22 protein-coding genes and 1 pseudogene are annotated in these 16,874 nt (G+C 38.1%); 10 read left to right on the top strand and 13 right to left on the bottom strand.

The window, feature by feature from the left end:
• Nucleotides 1-3 precede the first annotated feature (3 nt).
• From AC07E5_RS04690 to AC07E5_RS04705, 4 genes are read left to right on the top strand one after another with little or no spacing between them, the layout of a single operon-like run.
• Complete coding sequence (locus tag AC07E5_RS04690) at nt 4-537, top strand: hypothetical protein (RefSeq protein WP_498624773.1); 534 nt, start codon at nt 4-6, stop codon at nt 535-537.
• Nucleotides 530-706, top strand: coding sequence for a hypothetical protein (locus AC07E5_RS04695; protein ID WP_498624775.1), 177 nt, complete (start codon nt 530-532; stop codon nt 704-706). The genes AC07E5_RS04690 and AC07E5_RS04695 overlap by 8 nt, the downstream gene beginning before the upstream one ends.
• On the top strand, nt 699-1,016 hold the full coding sequence (locus AC07E5_RS04700) for a hypothetical protein (RefSeq protein WP_498624777.1): 318 nt from the start codon (nt 699-701) through the stop codon (nt 1,014-1,016). Before AC07E5_RS04695 ends, AC07E5_RS04700 begins: the two co-directional genes overlap by 8 nt.
• Nucleotides 1,016-1,282, top strand: coding sequence for a helix-turn-helix domain-containing protein (locus tag AC07E5_RS04705; protein WP_104852053.1), 267 nt, complete (start codon nt 1,016-1,018; stop codon nt 1,280-1,282). Before AC07E5_RS04700 ends, AC07E5_RS04705 begins: the two co-directional genes overlap by 1 nt.
• 7 nt (nt 1,283-1,289) lie before the next feature.
• On the opposite strand, the gene AC07E5_RS04710 is transcribed toward AC07E5_RS04705, so the two are convergent.
• The 3 genes and pseudogenes from AC07E5_RS04710 to AC07E5_RS04720 form a co-directional block, all read right to left on the bottom strand.
• Nucleotides 1,290-2,552: a site-specific integrase gene (locus tag AC07E5_RS04710; protein ID WP_498624778.1), complete on the bottom strand. Its 1,263-nt coding sequence runs from the start codon at nt 2,550-2,552 to the stop codon at nt 1,290-1,292.
• Between the two features lie 401 nt (nt 2,553-2,953).
• A pseudogene (locus AC07E5_RS04715) lies at nt 2,954-3,154 on the bottom strand (I78 family peptidase inhibitor); the annotation flags it as partial.
• Between the two features lie 237 nt (nt 3,155-3,391).
• Entirely contained in the window at nt 3,392-3,697 is a 306-nt protein-coding gene (locus AC07E5_RS04720) for a DUF4298 domain-containing protein (protein WP_346805239.1), read from the bottom strand.
• A gap of 265 nt (nt 3,698-3,962) precedes the next feature.
• Between AC07E5_RS04720 and AC07E5_RS04725 the strand changes: the two genes are divergently transcribed.
• On the top strand, nt 3,963-4,316 hold the full coding sequence (locus AC07E5_RS04725; RefSeq protein WP_096901594.1) for a putative periplasmic lipoprotein: 354 nt from the start codon (nt 3,963-3,965) through the stop codon (nt 4,314-4,316).
• A gap of 205 nt (nt 4,317-4,521) precedes the next feature.
• A complete protein-coding gene (locus AC07E5_RS04730) occupies nt 4,522-5,421 on the top strand; it encodes an IS5 family transposase (RefSeq protein ID WP_498624781.1) in 900 nt (299 codons plus the stop codon).
• A gap of 254 nt (nt 5,422-5,675) precedes the next feature.
• Here the strand turns inward: AC07E5_RS04730 and AC07E5_RS04735 are convergent, their stop codons facing one another.
• The gene (locus AC07E5_RS04735) at nt 5,676-5,837 is read right to left on the bottom strand and encodes a hypothetical protein (protein ID WP_004973471.1); all 162 of its coding nucleotides are present in this window, start codon (nt 5,835-5,837) and stop codon (nt 5,676-5,678) included.
• A 532-nt stretch (nt 5,838-6,369) separates the two neighbouring features.
• Nucleotides 6,370-6,600, bottom strand: coding sequence for a hypothetical protein (locus AC07E5_RS04740; RefSeq protein ID WP_026438431.1), 231 nt, complete (start codon nt 6,598-6,600; stop codon nt 6,370-6,372).
• A gap of 212 nt (nt 6,601-6,812) precedes the next feature.
• Between AC07E5_RS04740 and AC07E5_RS04745 the strand changes: the two genes are divergently transcribed.
• Nucleotides 6,813-7,307, top strand: coding sequence for a CinA family protein (locus tag AC07E5_RS04745; RefSeq protein ID WP_179991042.1), 495 nt, complete (start codon nt 6,813-6,815; stop codon nt 7,305-7,307).
• 7 nt (nt 7,308-7,314) lie between these two features.
• Here AC07E5_RS04745 and AC07E5_RS04750 read toward each other — a convergent pair whose 3' ends face one another.
• From AC07E5_RS04750 to prpB, 4 genes are all read right to left on the bottom strand, one after another.
• The gene (locus AC07E5_RS04750) at nt 7,315-7,590 is read right to left on the bottom strand and encodes a type II toxin-antitoxin system RelE/ParE family toxin (RefSeq protein WP_004973465.1); all 276 of its coding nucleotides are present in this window, start codon (nt 7,588-7,590) and stop codon (nt 7,315-7,317) included.
• A 5-nt stretch (nt 7,591-7,595) separates the two neighbouring features.
• Nucleotides 7,596-7,817: a TA system antitoxin ParD family protein gene (locus AC07E5_RS04755; RefSeq protein ID WP_004973462.1), complete on the bottom strand. Its 222-nt coding sequence runs from the start codon at nt 7,815-7,817 to the stop codon at nt 7,596-7,598.
• Nucleotides 7,818-8,115: 298 nt separating this feature from the next.
• A complete protein-coding gene (gene prpC, locus AC07E5_RS04760) occupies nt 8,116-9,252 on the bottom strand; it encodes a bifunctional 2-methylcitrate synthase/citrate synthase (RefSeq protein WP_004973461.1) in 1,137 nt (378 codons plus the stop codon).
• 4 nt (nt 9,253-9,256) lie between these two features.
• Complete coding sequence (prpB, locus tag AC07E5_RS04765) at nt 9,257-10,141, bottom strand: methylisocitrate lyase (protein WP_004973459.1); 885 nt, start codon at nt 10,139-10,141, stop codon at nt 9,257-9,259.
• 337 nt (nt 10,142-10,478) lie between these two features.
• On the opposite strand from prpB, the gene AC07E5_RS04770 reads away from it, so the two are divergent.
• The 3 genes from AC07E5_RS04770 (at nt 10,479) to AC07E5_RS04780 (ending at nt 12,798) form a co-directional block, all read left to right on the top strand.
• Complete coding sequence (locus AC07E5_RS04770; RefSeq protein WP_498624784.1) at nt 10,479-11,129, top strand: TetR/AcrR family transcriptional regulator; 651 nt, start codon at nt 10,479-10,481, stop codon at nt 11,127-11,129.
• A gap of 111 nt (nt 11,130-11,240) precedes the next feature.
• Nucleotides 11,241-12,161: an ornithine carbamoyltransferase gene (gene argF, locus AC07E5_RS04775; protein WP_168525416.1), complete on the top strand. Its 921-nt coding sequence runs from the start codon at nt 11,241-11,243 to the stop codon at nt 12,159-12,161.
• Between the two features lie 148 nt (nt 12,162-12,309).
• Entirely contained in the window at nt 12,310-12,798 is a 489-nt protein-coding gene (locus AC07E5_RS04780; protein WP_004973445.1) for a hypothetical protein, read from the top strand.
• 75 nt (nt 12,799-12,873) lie between these two features.
• Here the strand turns inward: AC07E5_RS04780 and AC07E5_RS04785 are convergent, their stop codons facing one another.
• From AC07E5_RS04785 to AC07E5_RS04800, 4 genes are all read right to left on the bottom strand, one after another.
• On the bottom strand, nt 12,874-13,227 hold the full coding sequence (locus AC07E5_RS04785; RefSeq protein WP_004973443.1) for a YnfA family protein: 354 nt from the start codon (nt 13,225-13,227) through the stop codon (nt 12,874-12,876).
• Between the two features lie 115 nt (nt 13,228-13,342).
• On the bottom strand, nt 13,343-15,619 hold the full coding sequence (clpA, locus tag AC07E5_RS04790) for an ATP-dependent Clp protease ATP-binding subunit ClpA (protein ID WP_498624787.1): 2,277 nt from the start codon (nt 15,617-15,619) through the stop codon (nt 13,343-13,345).
• Nucleotides 15,620-15,628: 9 nt separating this feature from the next.
• Nucleotides 15,629-16,045, bottom strand: a complete 417-nt coding sequence (gene clpS / locus AC07E5_RS04795) for an ATP-dependent Clp protease adapter ClpS (protein ID WP_168417363.1) — start codon at nt 16,043-16,045, stop codon at nt 15,629-15,631.
• Nucleotides 16,046-16,064: 19 nt separating this feature from the next.
• A complete protein-coding gene (locus tag AC07E5_RS04800) occupies nt 16,065-16,838 on the bottom strand; it encodes a DUF6776 family protein (RefSeq protein ID WP_498624789.1) in 774 nt (257 codons plus the stop codon).
• Nucleotides 16,839-16,874: the final 36 nt, after the last annotated feature.

Consider the following 16,874-nt stretch of genomic DNA (forward strand, 5'->3'; position numbering starts at 1 on the left):
GTGATGGATATTGAAAAAATTAAAGAATTGGCTTTAGTAAATGGCTTCAAGTTAAAAGAACAAGCAAGTGGAAACATGGATTTAAACGCTTATGTTTATGACTTTGCAAATGCTATTGAGCAAGCAGCTAAAGCTGAATCTCATAAGAGTGCATCACTATATCAATTGGAAATAAACCATTTAGCATCCGCAAATCAACAATTGAGGGACTATGCAGCAAAAGCCAGTGCTGTGCCTGATGGGTTTGTTTTGGTTGCTAAAAAATCAGTAGAACACTGGTATTTAGATGAGGGTGAATCCCTTTGGATGGATGAGCCTGATAACTGGTTGTGTGATATGGATGTAGGTGATGTTCAAGAAGTTGAGCATAAGGAATACATAGTCACAGAAAGCAACACACTCTACGCAACTAAAGTTTGGGATGGTGAAAACCAAGATGTTAGTAGTTGGGAGTTTTTCAACTCTAAAGATGATGCAGAAAAAGCGGCTGAATATTGTAAAGCCATGATCGAAGCACAGGAGCAAGCCAATGACTGAAAAACAATGTGCTTGGGTTGAGAATCAAGATGCAAATTGGGAAACAGGGTGTGGTGAAACCTTTGTTTTTAATGATTGCATGCTGCCATCGGAACATTCTTTTAAGTTTTGTTGTTTTTGTGGTGGGGAGCTTAGTGAAACAGTGTTTGAGGAAGAGTGGAATGACTGAAATTCAGCAAACGAACGTCGGCGTGGCGAATTTCATTGCTGGTGAGTTGCAGAAGGAGTTGCCATTTGACTTGGTGTTAGATCCAGGTGAAACAGGTGCTCTTTATGAAATAGCGGTGGATATGCGTCATTTAAATTCTGATTTTGTTGATTGGATTATCAAGGTCACAAAGAGTAGAAAGGTTGATGGCACTGGAATCATTATCCGTGTGCAAAAACACTTTGTGCATCCGCTCTACAACATGCTTGCTTTATATATTAATAAGCATGACCAGTATGGTGTGGTTAAAGCATTGGGAGAGGTGTCGTGATGGCATTAAAAAACTTAGACTCAGTTGCTGAATGTAAAAAACAGCAATTACTTGAAAGTTTTATAGCTGCTCCAAATGATCAAAATTTTGGTCAAGAAGTGGTGGCGCTATATTTGGGTTGCTCCCCTTGGACACTGGCACGAATGCGCTGCGATGGTTCTGAGTTACCATATACAAAAATTGGACGACGCATCGCCTATAAAAAACGTGATGTACTGGCCTACGAAAAAAGCCGCACAACAACGTGCACGGCTCAGTATGTATAAGGCAGGTCTATCCTGCCTTAATTTGTTTTAATCGCTCATCCCAAACACTTTCATAATTAAAACAGTCAATTTTGCCTTGATAAACAGCTTCAACCATGTTCATTGAAGCCCTGAGTTCTTCCATTGGAATTTGCACATATCCACCAGTCACATCAACACGTGGCCTAGCAGTATGATTCAGTAATCGCTTGGTCACGTAAATATTGAATCGAAGTAAATTACAAATCGTAGCGAAAGTACGTCGGAAATCGTGCATTGAAACATAGAAATCCACCTGATCACCTATGACTCTTAGAATCCGATCAACACAGGTGGCATGGATGTTTGCTGACGTTGGTATTTTTGTCGCAGGGAAAACCCAATCGTTCTCACGCAATAAATAACGGTCTTTCAGGATTGATAATAGATGTTCACCAATTGGAAACCAATGGTCAGCACCATTTTTTGTATCCCTAAACACAACAGTTCCATCTTTAAAATTGATGTCAGTCCATTTCAGCTTACAAACTTCCTGACGACGGCAACCCGTATACATTGTGAATAAAAGTATATCTCGATGTGTGTTAGATCGAGCAGTATTTTCTAAATTCAGTTCATCCTGGTAATTCAGAACTGCATTGTAATATATGTGAATAACCTCTTTATCCAAGTGCCTTTCACGACGCTCAATTTTATTCCAGCCTTTGGTTACAGCAATAACATCAACAGGATTTGTGCGCAGGATTGGATCCTCATCACTTGAGTACAGCACATGCATATATTTCCACAACGTACCCAGTAGCGATACAGCACCATTCGCAGATGAAGGGCTCAACTTAGTTACTTCAATAAATTTATCCAGGACTTCACTTTTGGTGATTTCAAATAATTTTCTATTCGACCAGCGCAAATACAAATTGAAGTATTTATTATATTGTTTGACTGTTTTTGGCTTGAAGTCATTTTTGCTTAGATAAATATCCAATGCTTCTTGTACTGTAATATCAAGTGGATTATTAACAACTTGTTTTTTAGATGGCTTTACATACTCACCATTGGCAATTTTAGCCAAAATGGTTTGTGCTTTTGCACGAGCAGACAAGGTAGAAATTTCATTAGTTTTACCTAGCACTACCCTGTACAGTTCCCCTGCATTTCGTCTTTCAATGATATAGGATTTTGATTTGGTGGTAGCCCGAACAGCAAAGCCAATTAACTCACTATCCCGATAAATTTTTTGACCTGACGTCGTCAATGGAATAGCATCAACATTGGACTTGTTGAGTTTCATATTTAATTCCAGATACCTTAGACAGTACTGATTTAAGCATGTTTCTCAACAGTCTACAAATAATCTACAAGTAAAAAAGTTACACTATAAAACCTGCAAATTACCAAAACAACAATTTGTTTTTATTAGATTTATAAAAATAAACTTTCCACAATGGTTCTATAGAAAAAGTAGAATCCACCTAAACGTGTCGATATATTCAAGGCTTGCATCAATGTATATTTCCTTGATTTTTCAAACACATAAATAAGTGCATTATCTGACCTGATCTAAAATTTTAAGACAACCGATATATTAACACTGTAGTACTTTAATTTTGAGTGATTGGCTGATTAAAACGAAAAACCCTGAAAATCAGATCAAATTTTCAGGGTAATATTGAGAAAATTTCTTAAAATTGTTTAGCCGCAAGAAGCTTGTAGAATAATTTTAGTTTTCGGATCGACCACCACAGTGACTCGATTCATACGATAATCCATTGTTACAGGCTGACCTGGTGTAACCATTCTCACAATTTCAGCTCGGGTAAGCGCTTTAATTTGTGTTTCAGTCAAACCTGTTTTACCAACTAACTGCGCAGCAGATTCTGGGACACAATTTTGCATGGTCTGTGGCACCTGAGTTTGTTCATTGATAGGCTGATTACTACACGCAGCTAAAGTTGCCACACTTAAAACAGCCAAAACACTATATAACTTTTTCATGTTGATACTCGTTTTTAATTTCTTCAAACCAACTCAAAATAACATAACTGATTAAATATGCAGTAAATTTACTGAATAAAACTGTGATGATAGTTTTATTGATCAAAATAAATTAGATGTAAGTTTGGATTAAGTTTAATTCTCAATCACACTTAAACTCAGTTTCATCCAATCAATTGCCTGTTGGCGACGCTCTTCTAAAGCATTCCATAGCGTATCTTGCGATAATATAAAATATTCCCCTTCGCGGCAGCTAAGTTCAGGCGCATTTTCATAGTCCTCAAGCCATTGTTCACTTTGATAATAGGCCTGTAATTCTTGCCAGAGCTTTTCTGCAGCTTGCCATTTTTGCTGCGCTTCTCGCATCTGTCGATGTAAATCATGCCATTGCTCATATTGTTGCTGTAAAACCTGAGCATCGTACATTTTATTTTTACTCATAGCTGAAATTCAAAAATTAAGATGACATGAGCGTACAATAATTCAAGATCAAGGAATGTGAGTGTATGTAGGTTTTATTTAAAGAAACATATATTGCTATATTTTTTTGCATTAATTTTTAAAGAAGACAATTCCTGATTTATTTAGTCAACTTTAGCTTCATTACTTTCAGTAAAATTTAGTATAAAAGTGTAATTCCATCTTTTTATCAAAAGTTAAAGTCATTAGTATAAGTTTGCTTCAATTTTTTAGAAAAGGTACAAAAATGAAATATTTTTTAGGGGCAACATTACTTGCATTCGGTTTAATGGGATGTAACTCAAATTCGAATAATGAAGTGAGCCAAGAAAAAGTACAAAGTAATGCACCTGCAGAAACACAAGTTATTTATTTTAATGGCCCACAAGACTTAACCATTGAATTAAAATCTTCAGATAATTTTGAAACTGCAGAAATGGTAGATAATTCAGACACAGTTTATCATTTAAAACGTGCTGTATCTGGTAGCGGTATTTTACTGAGCAATGATGATGGTGTATCTATTCATTTTAAAGGTGGTGAAGGTGTACTTGAGTTAGTCAAAGATCAGCCTATTAATATTACTGAATTTAAAAAATAGATTTTTTGCTGATTTTAGGCATACATAAGGACGAAAGTAATAATACTATTGGTAATTACATAGTCGAAGGCACCAAGCCATCAACTAAAGATAAAGTTATTAATGTTGAAACACAATATTATGAAAATCCAGGACATCATGACTTGAAAGAGGCTTTGTTGTACAAACCTATCTGTAAAGGCTTTTTCAGCGATATAATTTTCAAATGAAGAAGCCTACACACAAAATCTACCGCACAACCAATTGGCCCGCATATAACCGAGCACTCATGAGTCGCGGAAATATTGTCATTTGGTTTGATCCTGCTACGCAATGGTATGCGCCATCAAAAGGCAAACAAGGGCGAAATCAAACCTACTCCGACGCAGCTATCCAATGCTGCTTAATGATTAAATCCTTATTCCGTCTATCTTTACGTATGGTCACTGGCTTTGTGCAAAGTCTGATTGAACTTTGCGGATTAAATTGGACCGCACCAGATTACAGTACGCTTTGTAGAAGACAAAAGCATATTGATATTGCAATCAGCTACCAAAAAAGTAGCGATGGGCTGCATCTACTCATGGACTCTACAGGCATGAAGTTTCTAGGTGAGGGCGAATGGAAACGCAAGAAACATGGACCTGAATATCGTCGCCAATGGCGTAAACTTCATATTGGTATAGATGCTAAAACCCTACAAATACGAGCAGTTCAGCTTACAACCAATAATGTCAGTGATTCACAGGTGCTTGGTGANAACTCTGTTTATACTGATGGAGCTTATGACACCAAGCAATGCCGTCAGGTCATTGCAGATCGGCAAGCGCATGCGGTGATTCCACCTAGAAAAAATGCGAAACCATGGAAAGATACAAAGAGTAGCTCGCTAGAGCGAAATGAATTACTTCGAACAATTAAACGTTTAGGCAGGACACTATGGAAAAAATGGTCAGGCTATCATCGTCGAAGTTTGGTTGAAACTAAGATGCATTGCATCAAATTATTAGGAGATAAACTCAGTGCAAGGAGTTTTGATAGCCAAGTGAATGAGATCCATGCACGTGTAGCAGTCCTTAACAGATTTACGGAATTAGGTCGACCACTTACCCAAGTTACGCCTTAAATTTGGCTCAATTAGGGGCGCTTTGCATTTCAAATCTTTGTGCAACAAAGCCCTGCGCTAGTCTAAATTTTAGACAAAAAAAATCCCACATGGGAATGTGGGAAAACTAAGAAACTACAGCTATGTTTCGTTCATTTATTTTATCGTCATCTGACCGACAAACAGTGGCATAAAATTACTTTTTTAAGTCTATTTTTCACCTTTAACATATCCCATTGGATCCGCATCGAAGTATACGATTTACACCTAGATTATTATTTCCGATCTAACTCTACTAGACCCTGTCTTGCTTCTGTAATGATCAGCTGAATTTCTTCATTTTGCTTTCTCTTTTGTTCAAAATACACATAAATGCCTAGAGAAAATCCCACAGCTAAAATGATCAGCGTCATCATGATAATTGCATTATGATTCATTATATTTAGCCCCTTTAAACTTCCTCACTATTGTGAGATGCAAGGACTATACACAGCAATAACAAAAATGCTCAATTCCAATAAAGAAAATACACTGTTTTTTTTAATTTTATCTAAGAAAAACACTTTATTATTTAACAATATAATAAAAACCAAAATGTAACACGCATTCAAAAAATACGTTAAAATTCAATTATATTTTGTTCTATCTGTCATGATTATATTTTTAAGATATTTTAATTAATTTTCTCTCTATCTCAATTATCAGTCTGTTAAAATAAAAATTGATCTAAAAAACATAAGCTTATTTAAGCCATTACAGCCCGTTTGAAAAATGCTAATCTACAAAAATACCAACACAAATATGTGACGTAGTTAGCATTTTTAATCAATTCTTCAATTTTTTCTTGTGATGTGAAATACAATTTTTTGCATCCAGTGACTAAAAAAACACCAACTTCGATACGCTTCACTGATGCTCAATCATTCTGCTGTTATATTGAAGCTCTGACTAATCTAGATTGAAATGACTTTAAATCACCAAAACTCTGACAATGATGGTTTGATGTTCTTCATTTTCCTCAATCAACTGTAAACGCTTTTGTTCTTTACTCACCACTTTAAAGCGCAAGTTTTGATATTCAATAATGCTTGGAATTTGGTCAAAATATTGTGCATCAGCATCAATTTCATCCTCAAATAATGATGTACCAAGTTGATAGTCCAAACTTTTTAAAACGATATATTTCACCGTTGTTTTCATCACAGCATCCTTTTTATTACTTTTTGCTTTACTTTTATTTGTATCACCGTTCATGCCACGATTAAACCTATAATTGTAAATTTTGCTGTATTTATAGGCAGTTAAATCGTGAACATTCTTATTTTAGCATTTCACTTTTTGATGTTTTTTCGCACAAGTCGACAAAATTCAGTACACTTGAGCAACTTATTCTATTCACTTGCAGATTTATCATGCTCAAACAATGCTGTGCCATACTTGAACAACGCCAACAGACTGTGGCTTTTATTGAAAGTGCCAGCTCAGGTTACTTATGTAGTCAGTTTTCTATTTATAAAAATAGCGGTGCCAATATTTTACTTGGTGGATTAGTCAGTTACGACCCAAGCATTAAACGTGAGATTTTGCATGTGAATAGTGACTTAATTGCCACCTATACCGCTGAATCCGCAGAAGTCACACAAGCCATGGCAGTTCAAGGCAAAAAACTATTTCAACATGCAGATTTTATTGTGGCATGCACAGGGTTACTGAAACCAGGCGGCAGTGCCACACCAGAAAAACCTGTAGGGACATTTTTTATCGCCATTCATTATCAGCAGCAAACTTTTCAGTACAAATATTTTTTAGATGGCAATCCATTACAACGACTAGAACAGCTCACTCTGTTAGTCGCTCAAGACCTGATTGATCTAATGCAAGATACAAGCACTTGTACTGCACCCTGAAGTAAACCTATCTTTTTAAGTCTCTATAAAAATTCTCATGACTGCCCAATTTTAAAAGATAGAGTGTCATGATTTCGTCATCACTCACAGAGTAAGCCAGTAGCACAAGCTGTTTGTCCATTTTAAATTTATAAACAAATACTCCTGCTAAATCCCCCACTTTAGCTTCTCCGATATCAGGATTATTCCAAACGGTTATTACGGCATTATCAACATCTTTTTTCTGCTGCTTGGTTAGTTTTTTCACTGTCCGTTCAAATAAGGGAGTTTGTTGTATATTCATTGAACTCAACCAAAGCTATATGGTGTTGTATTCCCTGCTTTGACATGCGCCATACTAAGCAACAAATCTGCTATATCTTGAAAAGTTAAATCGGGATTGTCTTGTGCGATTTTTCCAATTTTAGCCCAGTACTCAATTTGTTTAGTTGCACTTCTACTTTCAGCCATCCCGTAAATCTTTGCTGATTCAACAATATCGCTGTCGATTTTAACTGCTACATGTGACATTGCTTTTTCCTCATATTAATTATGGAATAAATTTTAGCCAATCATGCAACCATTTACAACCTTAAGAAACAAAATACAACAACCTTCTTTTATGATCAAATATTTAAAAATGCGCTATCGTACGTCCGATCTTTTTTAATTCTCTAACGCTTCAATAATTACTCATTGTATTTTTGACTACCCTCATCCAAACCTCAAAAAAAATAAGGTTCCATTGCTTAACAATGAAACCTTATCTTCAGCCTAAACTGCTGCATCACATGATGTTCATGCACGGTACAGCTTTTTAGACAACCAATTAAGCAGCCGAACGCTCTGCAATTGGTACAACTTTACGCAATTCTGGGCCTGTATAATCTGCACTTGGGCGGATAATACGGTTATCTGCACGCTGTTCCATCACGTGTGCTGCCCAACCTGTTACACGGCTCATCACAAAGATTGGTGTAAATAGTTTGGTCGCAATACCCATAAAGTGATACGCAGACGCATGGAAGAAGTCAGCATTACAGAATAATTTCTTCTCACGCCACATCACTTCTTCACAACGCACCGATACAGGATAAAGTACTGTATCACCTACATCTTGCGCTAAACGCTCAGACCAGATTTTGATGATGCCGTTACGTGGATCATTGTCTTTATAAATCGCATGACCAAAGCCCATGATCTTTTCTTTACGTTCCAACTTGCCTAGCATTTCACGTTCAGCTTCTTCTGGCGATGTCCAATTTTCAATCATTTCCATCGCTGCTTCATTCGCGCCACCGTGTAATGGGCCACGTAATGAACCAATCGCGCCTGTAATACATGAATGCATGTCAGACAAAGTTGATGCGCAAACACGTGCTGTAAATGTTGATGCGTTGAACTCATGCTCTGCATACAAAATTAATGACACATTCATGACTTGTTCATGCAATTCATTTGGTTTTTCACCACGTAATAAATGCAGGAATTGTGCGCCAATTGAATCATCATCCGTATTTTCTTCAATACGCACGCCATCGTGGCTATAACGATACCAGTAGCAAATAATAGCTGGCAAAGTCGCCAAGATGCGGTCTGCTACATCTTGTTGCTGTTCAAATGACTGTTCGGTTTCTAAGTTACCTAGCATTGAAACACCTGTACGCATCACATCCATTGGGTGTGAATCTGCAGGAATACGCTCAAGCACTTCTTTGAGTGCTTGAGGCAATGCACGTAAAGATTTCAATTTTGCTTTATAGGCAGCCAATTGCTCTGAAGTCGGCAATTCACCAAAGAAAATCAAGTATGCAACTTCTTCAAACTGACAGTTTTCTGCCAAGTCTTGCACATCATAACCACGGTAAGTTAAGCCTGCGCCACTTTTACCAACAGTTGAGAGTGAGGTTTTACCTGCCACTTGTCCACGCAATCCTGCGCCTGTGAGTACTTTTCCTTCAGCCATTTTTTTAATTCTCCTGTTTGAACAGCTTGTCTAATGTATTTTCAAAAGTATGATAATCAAGGAATTCGTATAATTCTTTACGTTGTTGCATTTTGTCTAAGACATTCACTTGCGTGCCATCTTTACGAATGGATTGCATCACTTCAAGTGCTGCTTTTTGCATAGCACGAGTTGGTGAAAGTGGATACAACACCATGCGAATGCCCTGCTCAGCCAATTCTTCAGTGGTGTAATAAGGGGTATCACCAAACTCGGTAATGTTTGCCAATACAGGTACACCTACGGCATCACATACAGTTTTATACATGGTAATATCAGTCATAGCTTCTGCAAAAATTGCATCTGCACCCGCTTCCACACATGCGCAAGCACGGTCAATAACCGCCTGTAAACCTTCTTTTTGCAAGGCATCAGTACGTGCCATGACTACAAAGTTTGAATCGGTTTTCGCATCAACAGCCGCTTTAATACGATCAACCATTTCTTGCTGGGTTACAATTTCTTTGTTTGGACGATGTCCACAACGCTTTTGTGCAACCTGATCTTCAATATGAACTGCAGCAGCACCCGCAGCAATCATTTGTTTAATACTGCGGGCAATATTGAATGCACCGCCCCAACCTGTGTCAATATCCACCAATAATGGTGTATCAACACGCTCAGTAATACGACGTACATCTTCCAAGACGTTGTCTAAACTGGTCATGCCCAAGTCAGGTAAACCGTAAGAATAGTTGGCAACACCTGCACCAGATAAATAAATGGCTTTATAGCCCACTTGTTTTGCCATCATGGCAGCATAAGCATTTACCGTGCCGATAATTTGTAATGGCTTTTCGACTTCCAAGGCTTGTCTGAATCTTAAGCCCGCAGATGTTTGTTCTGTCATCTTCCTTTCCGCTTTTCTTACTATATTTTTCGAGATTCGAGTATATCGAGAATGCGAGATCACGCCATGGCTTTTTAGAATCTATACTCTAAAACTTTAGTCAAATAATTTTCAAATTTATTGCACAATAAATTTTCGTGATGTTGGTTATTCTTTATTTTTGATAAACACAGCTTTTTAGTACACTAAATAAGCAAAATTTAAACTATTTTCTAAAAATATGGCTTTTTCAGCTCAAATCATGCCATGTGCAAGTACACTTCGACACAGCACGCTGTACATATATTTGTTATAATGACAATCTCCCTTCTATTTAATTGATGATTTTTTACTCAATATGCACGAACTCGCCCATTTCGCTCCTTTAGGTAAAGATATACCACCAACCAAGCGTGGTCATGAGCGATGTGTAGCGTTATTAGTCAGTGCAACTGAGCTATTTTTAGAGCGTGGTTACGATGCCGTATCCTTAGATGATATTGTGCAACACGCAGGCGGTTCTAAAGCGTCGATCTATAAATACTTTGGCAATAAAGAAGGGTTATTCAAAGCTATTTGTGATTATCGCCGTGATAAATTTTTTCAGGATATTCACATTCCCTTTGAACAAATTGATTCAAATTTACGTGGTTATTTGATTCAAACCTTATTGAATTTTTATCATCATATTTTGGAACCAGAAAATGCAGCCTTTATGCGTCTGGTATTAGAGCAAAGTCAGCGCAATCCTGATATTGCCTTACACATACATGAGCGCGGCCCTTTGCATGTGCAACTTTGTATTGCCAAAGTATTGGAACATGCCAGTCAGCAAGGTTTAATTTGCTGTGAACAGCCTATTTATTCTGCACAATTGTATTTTGGAATTTTAAGAAATTTAGAATGGCGCATTATTATGGGCATTCCAAAACAAGAAACTGAACAAGAAACAATCAATTATGTAAGTTATTGTGTAGATCGCTTTCTAGACGCCCATCAAAAAGTCTAGTTTTTTTGCAATTTCTTCATCCTATAGTATATTAGCCGATTCCCTTTTTCATTTAACCAACCAACAACTAATTGTTGTTTTTCTCATTCAGCAATTATTGTGGAGTAACGAATGGCTCTACGTCACTTTCTAACATTACGCGATTTATCGACTTTAGAACTGAATCAAATTTTGCAACGCGCCATTGAGCTCAAGCGTAAACAGCATAACAATGAAGTTTTCCAACCCTTTGTGGGCAAAGTCTTGGGAATGATTTTTGAAAAATCTAGTACCCGAACTCGTGTATCGTTTGAAGCAGGTATGAGTCAGTTTGGTGGCAGCGCAATTTTCCTATCATCACGTGACACACAGTTAGGTCGTGGTGAACCGATTGAAGATTCAGCACGAGTCATTTCAAGTATGCTTGACATTGTGATGATTCGTACTTTCGGACATGACATTGTAGAACGTTTTGCATCTTATTCAAAAGTTCCAGTGATCAATGCTTTAACTGACGATCACCACCCTTGCCAGTTACTTGCAGACATGCAAACTTACTTAGAGCATCGCGGTTCAATTGAAGGTAAAACCGTGGCTTGGATTGGTGATGGCAACAACATGTGTAACTCTTATATTGAAGCTGCGCACATGTGGGGCTTTAATTTAAAAATTGCAACGCCTAAAGGCTATGAACCTGAACAACGTTTCCTGTCTGAATTTGCACACTGTGTAGAATTAGTAGATTCTGCTGAAGATGCCGCAGTCAATGCTGACCTGATTGTGACCGATGTTTGGGCAAGTATGGGACAGGAAGAAGAACAAAAAATTCGTGAAAAAGCGTTTGCAGACTATCAAGTGAATGAACGCCTGATGGATTTAGCACATCCTGATTGTTTATTTATGCACTGCTTACCTGCGCACCGTGGTGAAGAAATTTCTGAAAATATGCTCGATCACAAAAATGCTGTAGTGTGGGATGAAGCAGAAAATCGCTTACATGCTCAAAAAGCATTGGTTGAGTTTTTATTGAATGAAAATCTTAAAAAAGACTAAGCTTTAAAACCCGTCTTAAATATTCGCAAAACTTTGATGAGTTTTGTTACAAACAGCACCAAAAGGTGCTGTTTTTTTATTTGGCTCGCTATAATCTTGAGTTATGGTCTATTTTTCTAAAATTTCTAAAAGAGCCTAGATAAACAATATGATTGATAAAACACTTGCCACAATTACGCTGTGCACTACTACACTGATCGCGAGTGCTTCACTCTATGCCAAAGCCAGTGAATTAGATCAATATTTAGTCCAACAAAAGATTCTAAGTGCAGATTATAAAATTCAAAATATCGTCGCTTTAAATGAAATTTTAGATGTCATTAGTGATGAAGATTCTCGTACTATGCCTTATCAGGTCGATCAAAATACAGTGATTGAACAAAGTACGGCGACAGACAAACAAATCAATATTCGTGGCATGATTATTTCACCTGACTTCACGCAGTTTGTAGAAAGTACGGGTTATAACAATGTCAAAAATATGATTAAACAAAACTTAATTCATAATTGTGAATCTATTTTTGAGCATCAGTTCCAACGGGTAAATCCCTATGTATTGAACTTAAAACTCAGTGCAGAAAAAACCCAGTTTAATGTGCAATTGGCAAATAGCGAGTGCCAATTTAAAGCAGACTGAACTGTATTTAAAACTAAAACAACCTCAGCTTTAAGATTTAATGCCTAAGGTTTAATGCGTAAACCCAAATATAACCTAACGTATTAAACCTTGCGGTTGTAAAATAATGATCAATGCGCCTAAAACTACTATCATTCCACCGAACATATCCCAACGTGTTAAATTGACTTGATCTACATACTTTAACCAAATCAAGGCTGTACAAATATAAATACCACCATAAGCCGCATAAATTCGCCCCGATGCCGCAGGATGTAGAGTCAATAACCACACAAAAGCCGCTAAGGCTAAAATTGTTGGCAGCCATAACCACTGTGATTTCCCCTGATTTAAAATCAAATAAGGAAAATAACAGCCTAATATTTCCATAACTGCCGTAACAAAAAACAAGAACGTTGTGCTGGCAATTTTAGTGATCTGAAAATCCATAAATCCTGTGTGGTCTCTCTTTTAGCAGTAACGATTCAAGTTCACGCATCTGCGAATTCATAAAAAATAACCCATGTTCAACATGGGTTATTTTCAAAATTCAAATAAGGATTGATTAGGCTGGTTCAGCCGTTTGATCTTCAAAGACTTCAAGTTTCAAACCGACTGCCTTACCGTTCTCTTTCTTCACAGAAACAGCCACATTACCGCCCTGTTCTGCAAGTTCACCAAACAGAATCATTTCTGCCAATGGCTTTTTCAAGTGTTCCTGAATCAGACGTTGCATTGGACGTGCGCCCATTAAGCGATCATATCCATGCTCAGCCATCCATTCACGCGCATCTTGATCAACCTCAAGAATGACTTTTTTATCATCCAACTGCGCTTGTAATTCAGTCAAGAATTTATCCACTACATTTTCAATTACTGTAGTAGGTAAAGCTTTAAATTGAATGACCCCATCCAAACGGTTACGGAACTCAGGTGAGAAGGCTTTTTTCATCGCTTCTTGGTTGTCATTACTGTTGTCTTGATCCATGAAACCAATGCTCACGCGGGAAATACTTTCCGCACCAATATTAGTGGTCAGAACCAAAATCACATTACGGAAGTCTGATTTACGACCATTATTATCGGTCAATGAACCATGATCCATAATTTGCAGCAATAGGTTAAATACATCAGGATGCGCTTTTTCAATTTCATCCAACAACAACACACAATGCGGATTTTTATGAATCGCATCGGTGAGTAAGCCACCCTGATCAAAACCGACATAGCCTGGAGGTGCACCAATTAAACGTGAAACGGCATGGCGCTCCATGTACTCAGACATATCAAAGCGAACCAATTCCACACCCAACAGTTTTGCCAACTGCTTGGTAACTTCGGTTTTACCAACGCCTGTCGGGCCAGCAAATACAAAACTACCCACTGGTTTGTCTGGTGTTTTTAAACCAGCACGTGACAGTTTAATTGCTGATGCTAACGCTTCAATAGCTTCATCTTGACCAAAGACCACACGTTTTAAATCACGCTCAAGATGTTCAAGTACAGTCTTGTCATCTTTCGATACGGTTTTAGGTGGAATACGTGAAATTTTAGAGACGATATCTTCAATGTTTTCTACTGTGATTAAAGTATCATCTTGCTCAGCTCTTAAACGGCGCTGCGCACCTGCTTCATCAATCACATCAATGGCTTTGTCTGGCAAGAAACGGTCATTAATAAATTTGGCCGATAACTCTACCGCAGACACCAATGCTTTATCATCATATTTAACATGGTGAAATTCTTCAAATTTCGATTTTAAACCACGTAAAATATCAATCGTTTCTGAAATAGAAGGCTCATTCACATCAATTTTTTGGAAACGGCGTGAAAGTGCATGGTCTTTTTCAAATACCTGACGATATTCTTGGAATGTCGTCGAGCCAATGCAACGCAAAGTACCATTTGCCAACGCAGGTTTAATTAAATTTGATGCATCCATAGTGCTACCCATGCTTGAGCCTGCACCAATAATCATGTGGATTTCGTCAATAAATAAAATGGCATCAGGTTTCTTTTTCAAGGCATTTAACAGTTGTTTTAAACGCTTTTCAAAGTCACCACGGTATTTTGTACCCGCTACCAACGCACCGATATCCAAACTATATACTTCGGCATTTTCGAGTGGTTTTGGCGCTTTACCATTCACAATCAGCCACGCCAGACCTTCGGCAATAGAGGTTTTACCCACGCCTGGATCACCCACCAACAATGGGTTGTTCTTACGACGACGGCATAGAATTTGTGCAGCACGCTCAATTTCTTTTTCACGCCCAATTAACGGATCGGTTTTACCCTTTTGCGCTTCAGTATTCAAATTTAGCGTGTAAAGCTCTAACGGGCCAGCATTGGCAGAGCTTGAACTTTCGCTATCTAATTCTTCAACCTCTTCTTCCGCTTGCGTTTCGTCTTTACGTGTACCGTGCGATAAGTATTGCGTTAAGGTCAAACGGTTAATTTGATGACGCTTGAGTAGATACACGGCAAATGAATCACGTTCAGAGTACATTGCCACTAAAATATCTGCGCCTTCAACCGTACGGTCACCACCGCTAGATTGCACATGGAAAATACCACGCTGCAAAATGCGGTCAAAACTTTCGGTCGGGTGCGGCGCCTGATCGTTATTTTCAGCAAGTTTAGGGGTATGTTGTTCTACATATTCTTCGAGTTCTTTACGCAGCACAATAACATCTGCACCACACGCCTTGAGTGCATTGACTGCCGAATCATTGTCTAATAAAGCCAATAATAAATGTTCAACCGTTAGAAACTCGTGTCTCTTTTGACGAGCCATGCTAACAGCCAAACGTAGTGATACTTCTAATTGACGACTGAGCATGTAACCCCCTTAATCTTTAGGCTCAATCTGACAAAGTAATGGATGACCTTGTGATCGAGCGTAATTATTGACTTGGTTCGCTTTCGTTTCCGCAATATCCCGCGGATAGACCCCTGCGACACCTTTTCCTTCATAGTGTACAGTTAGCATTACTTGAGTCGCTTGGTCAAGATTCATTGCAAAGTATTGTTGTAAAATTTCAATTACAAAGTCCATTGGGGTGTAATCATCGTTCATTAAAACGACAGCATACAAAGGTGGACGCTTTAATTGTGGTGGTGCGGTCTGTACTGCAATGTCACCATCATCTTCATGCCCTTCATCATCCACCGCCAAACGTGGGCTTAAATGCCAATCGACATAGCCAGATTGATGAAAATTATTTTTAATTTCGTTTAAACAAATAGATCGTTTCTGGGTTCGCATAAGTTTTACATATCACACATTATTGAGCACTGGCTTCTGCTTGTGGAATTTCAGCAATAAATGCTGAATCGGCTTCCACAGCTTTGCCCTTACTCCAACTGAAACGCTTGATGACAGGCGTTGAGCCATTGACACGGACTTCAATAAAATCTGGATTAAAGCCTTTTGGCATTGTCCAGCGTCCCGTTAAACGCTCATAATTATCAAAATTAAAATTACTGTCTTCCATTGGAATAACCAGTACTTCTGTGCCCTGAATTAAACGCAACTCGACTGTACCGCTTGCACGGCGTTTATTTGGGCTGACTTGTACTAAATCGACCTGATATTCATAGGCATTTTCAGGTAAAGGTTTTACCCCTAAATTCTGTACAGTCAGACTCAAACCTCCACGCTGACGCAACACTTCACGATAGATCGCACTCATTCCCTCAGTACGTTGCTTATCTTCAGTCGCTTGCGTAAATGCTTCGTATAAGTCATTCGAGTTACTCACCGCAACATCACGCTCTTGCACTGCAGCATTTAAACTTTTATTTAGGCTTTCTAAACGGGTTTTCTGTTCCTGAACCACTTCAACCAGTTGTTCAGCATCGGCATCATAACCCACCACTGTTAAGCCTTGACGATGTCCAACTGAATATCCTAAAAAACCACTGCCTAAAATTAAAATTGCAGCACCAATCGCTAAAGGCGCATTTGTTTCAAAAAATGGCTTTTTTTCTGGTGGTGTTGTAGATGGTGTCGTGGTTGAATTCGACTGTGACGTGGTTTCAGTATCAGTGTTATGCATCGTCATCTCTTGTTTTGATTCATTCAAAACACACAT

This window comes from Acinetobacter seohaensis (assembly GCF_056431365.1).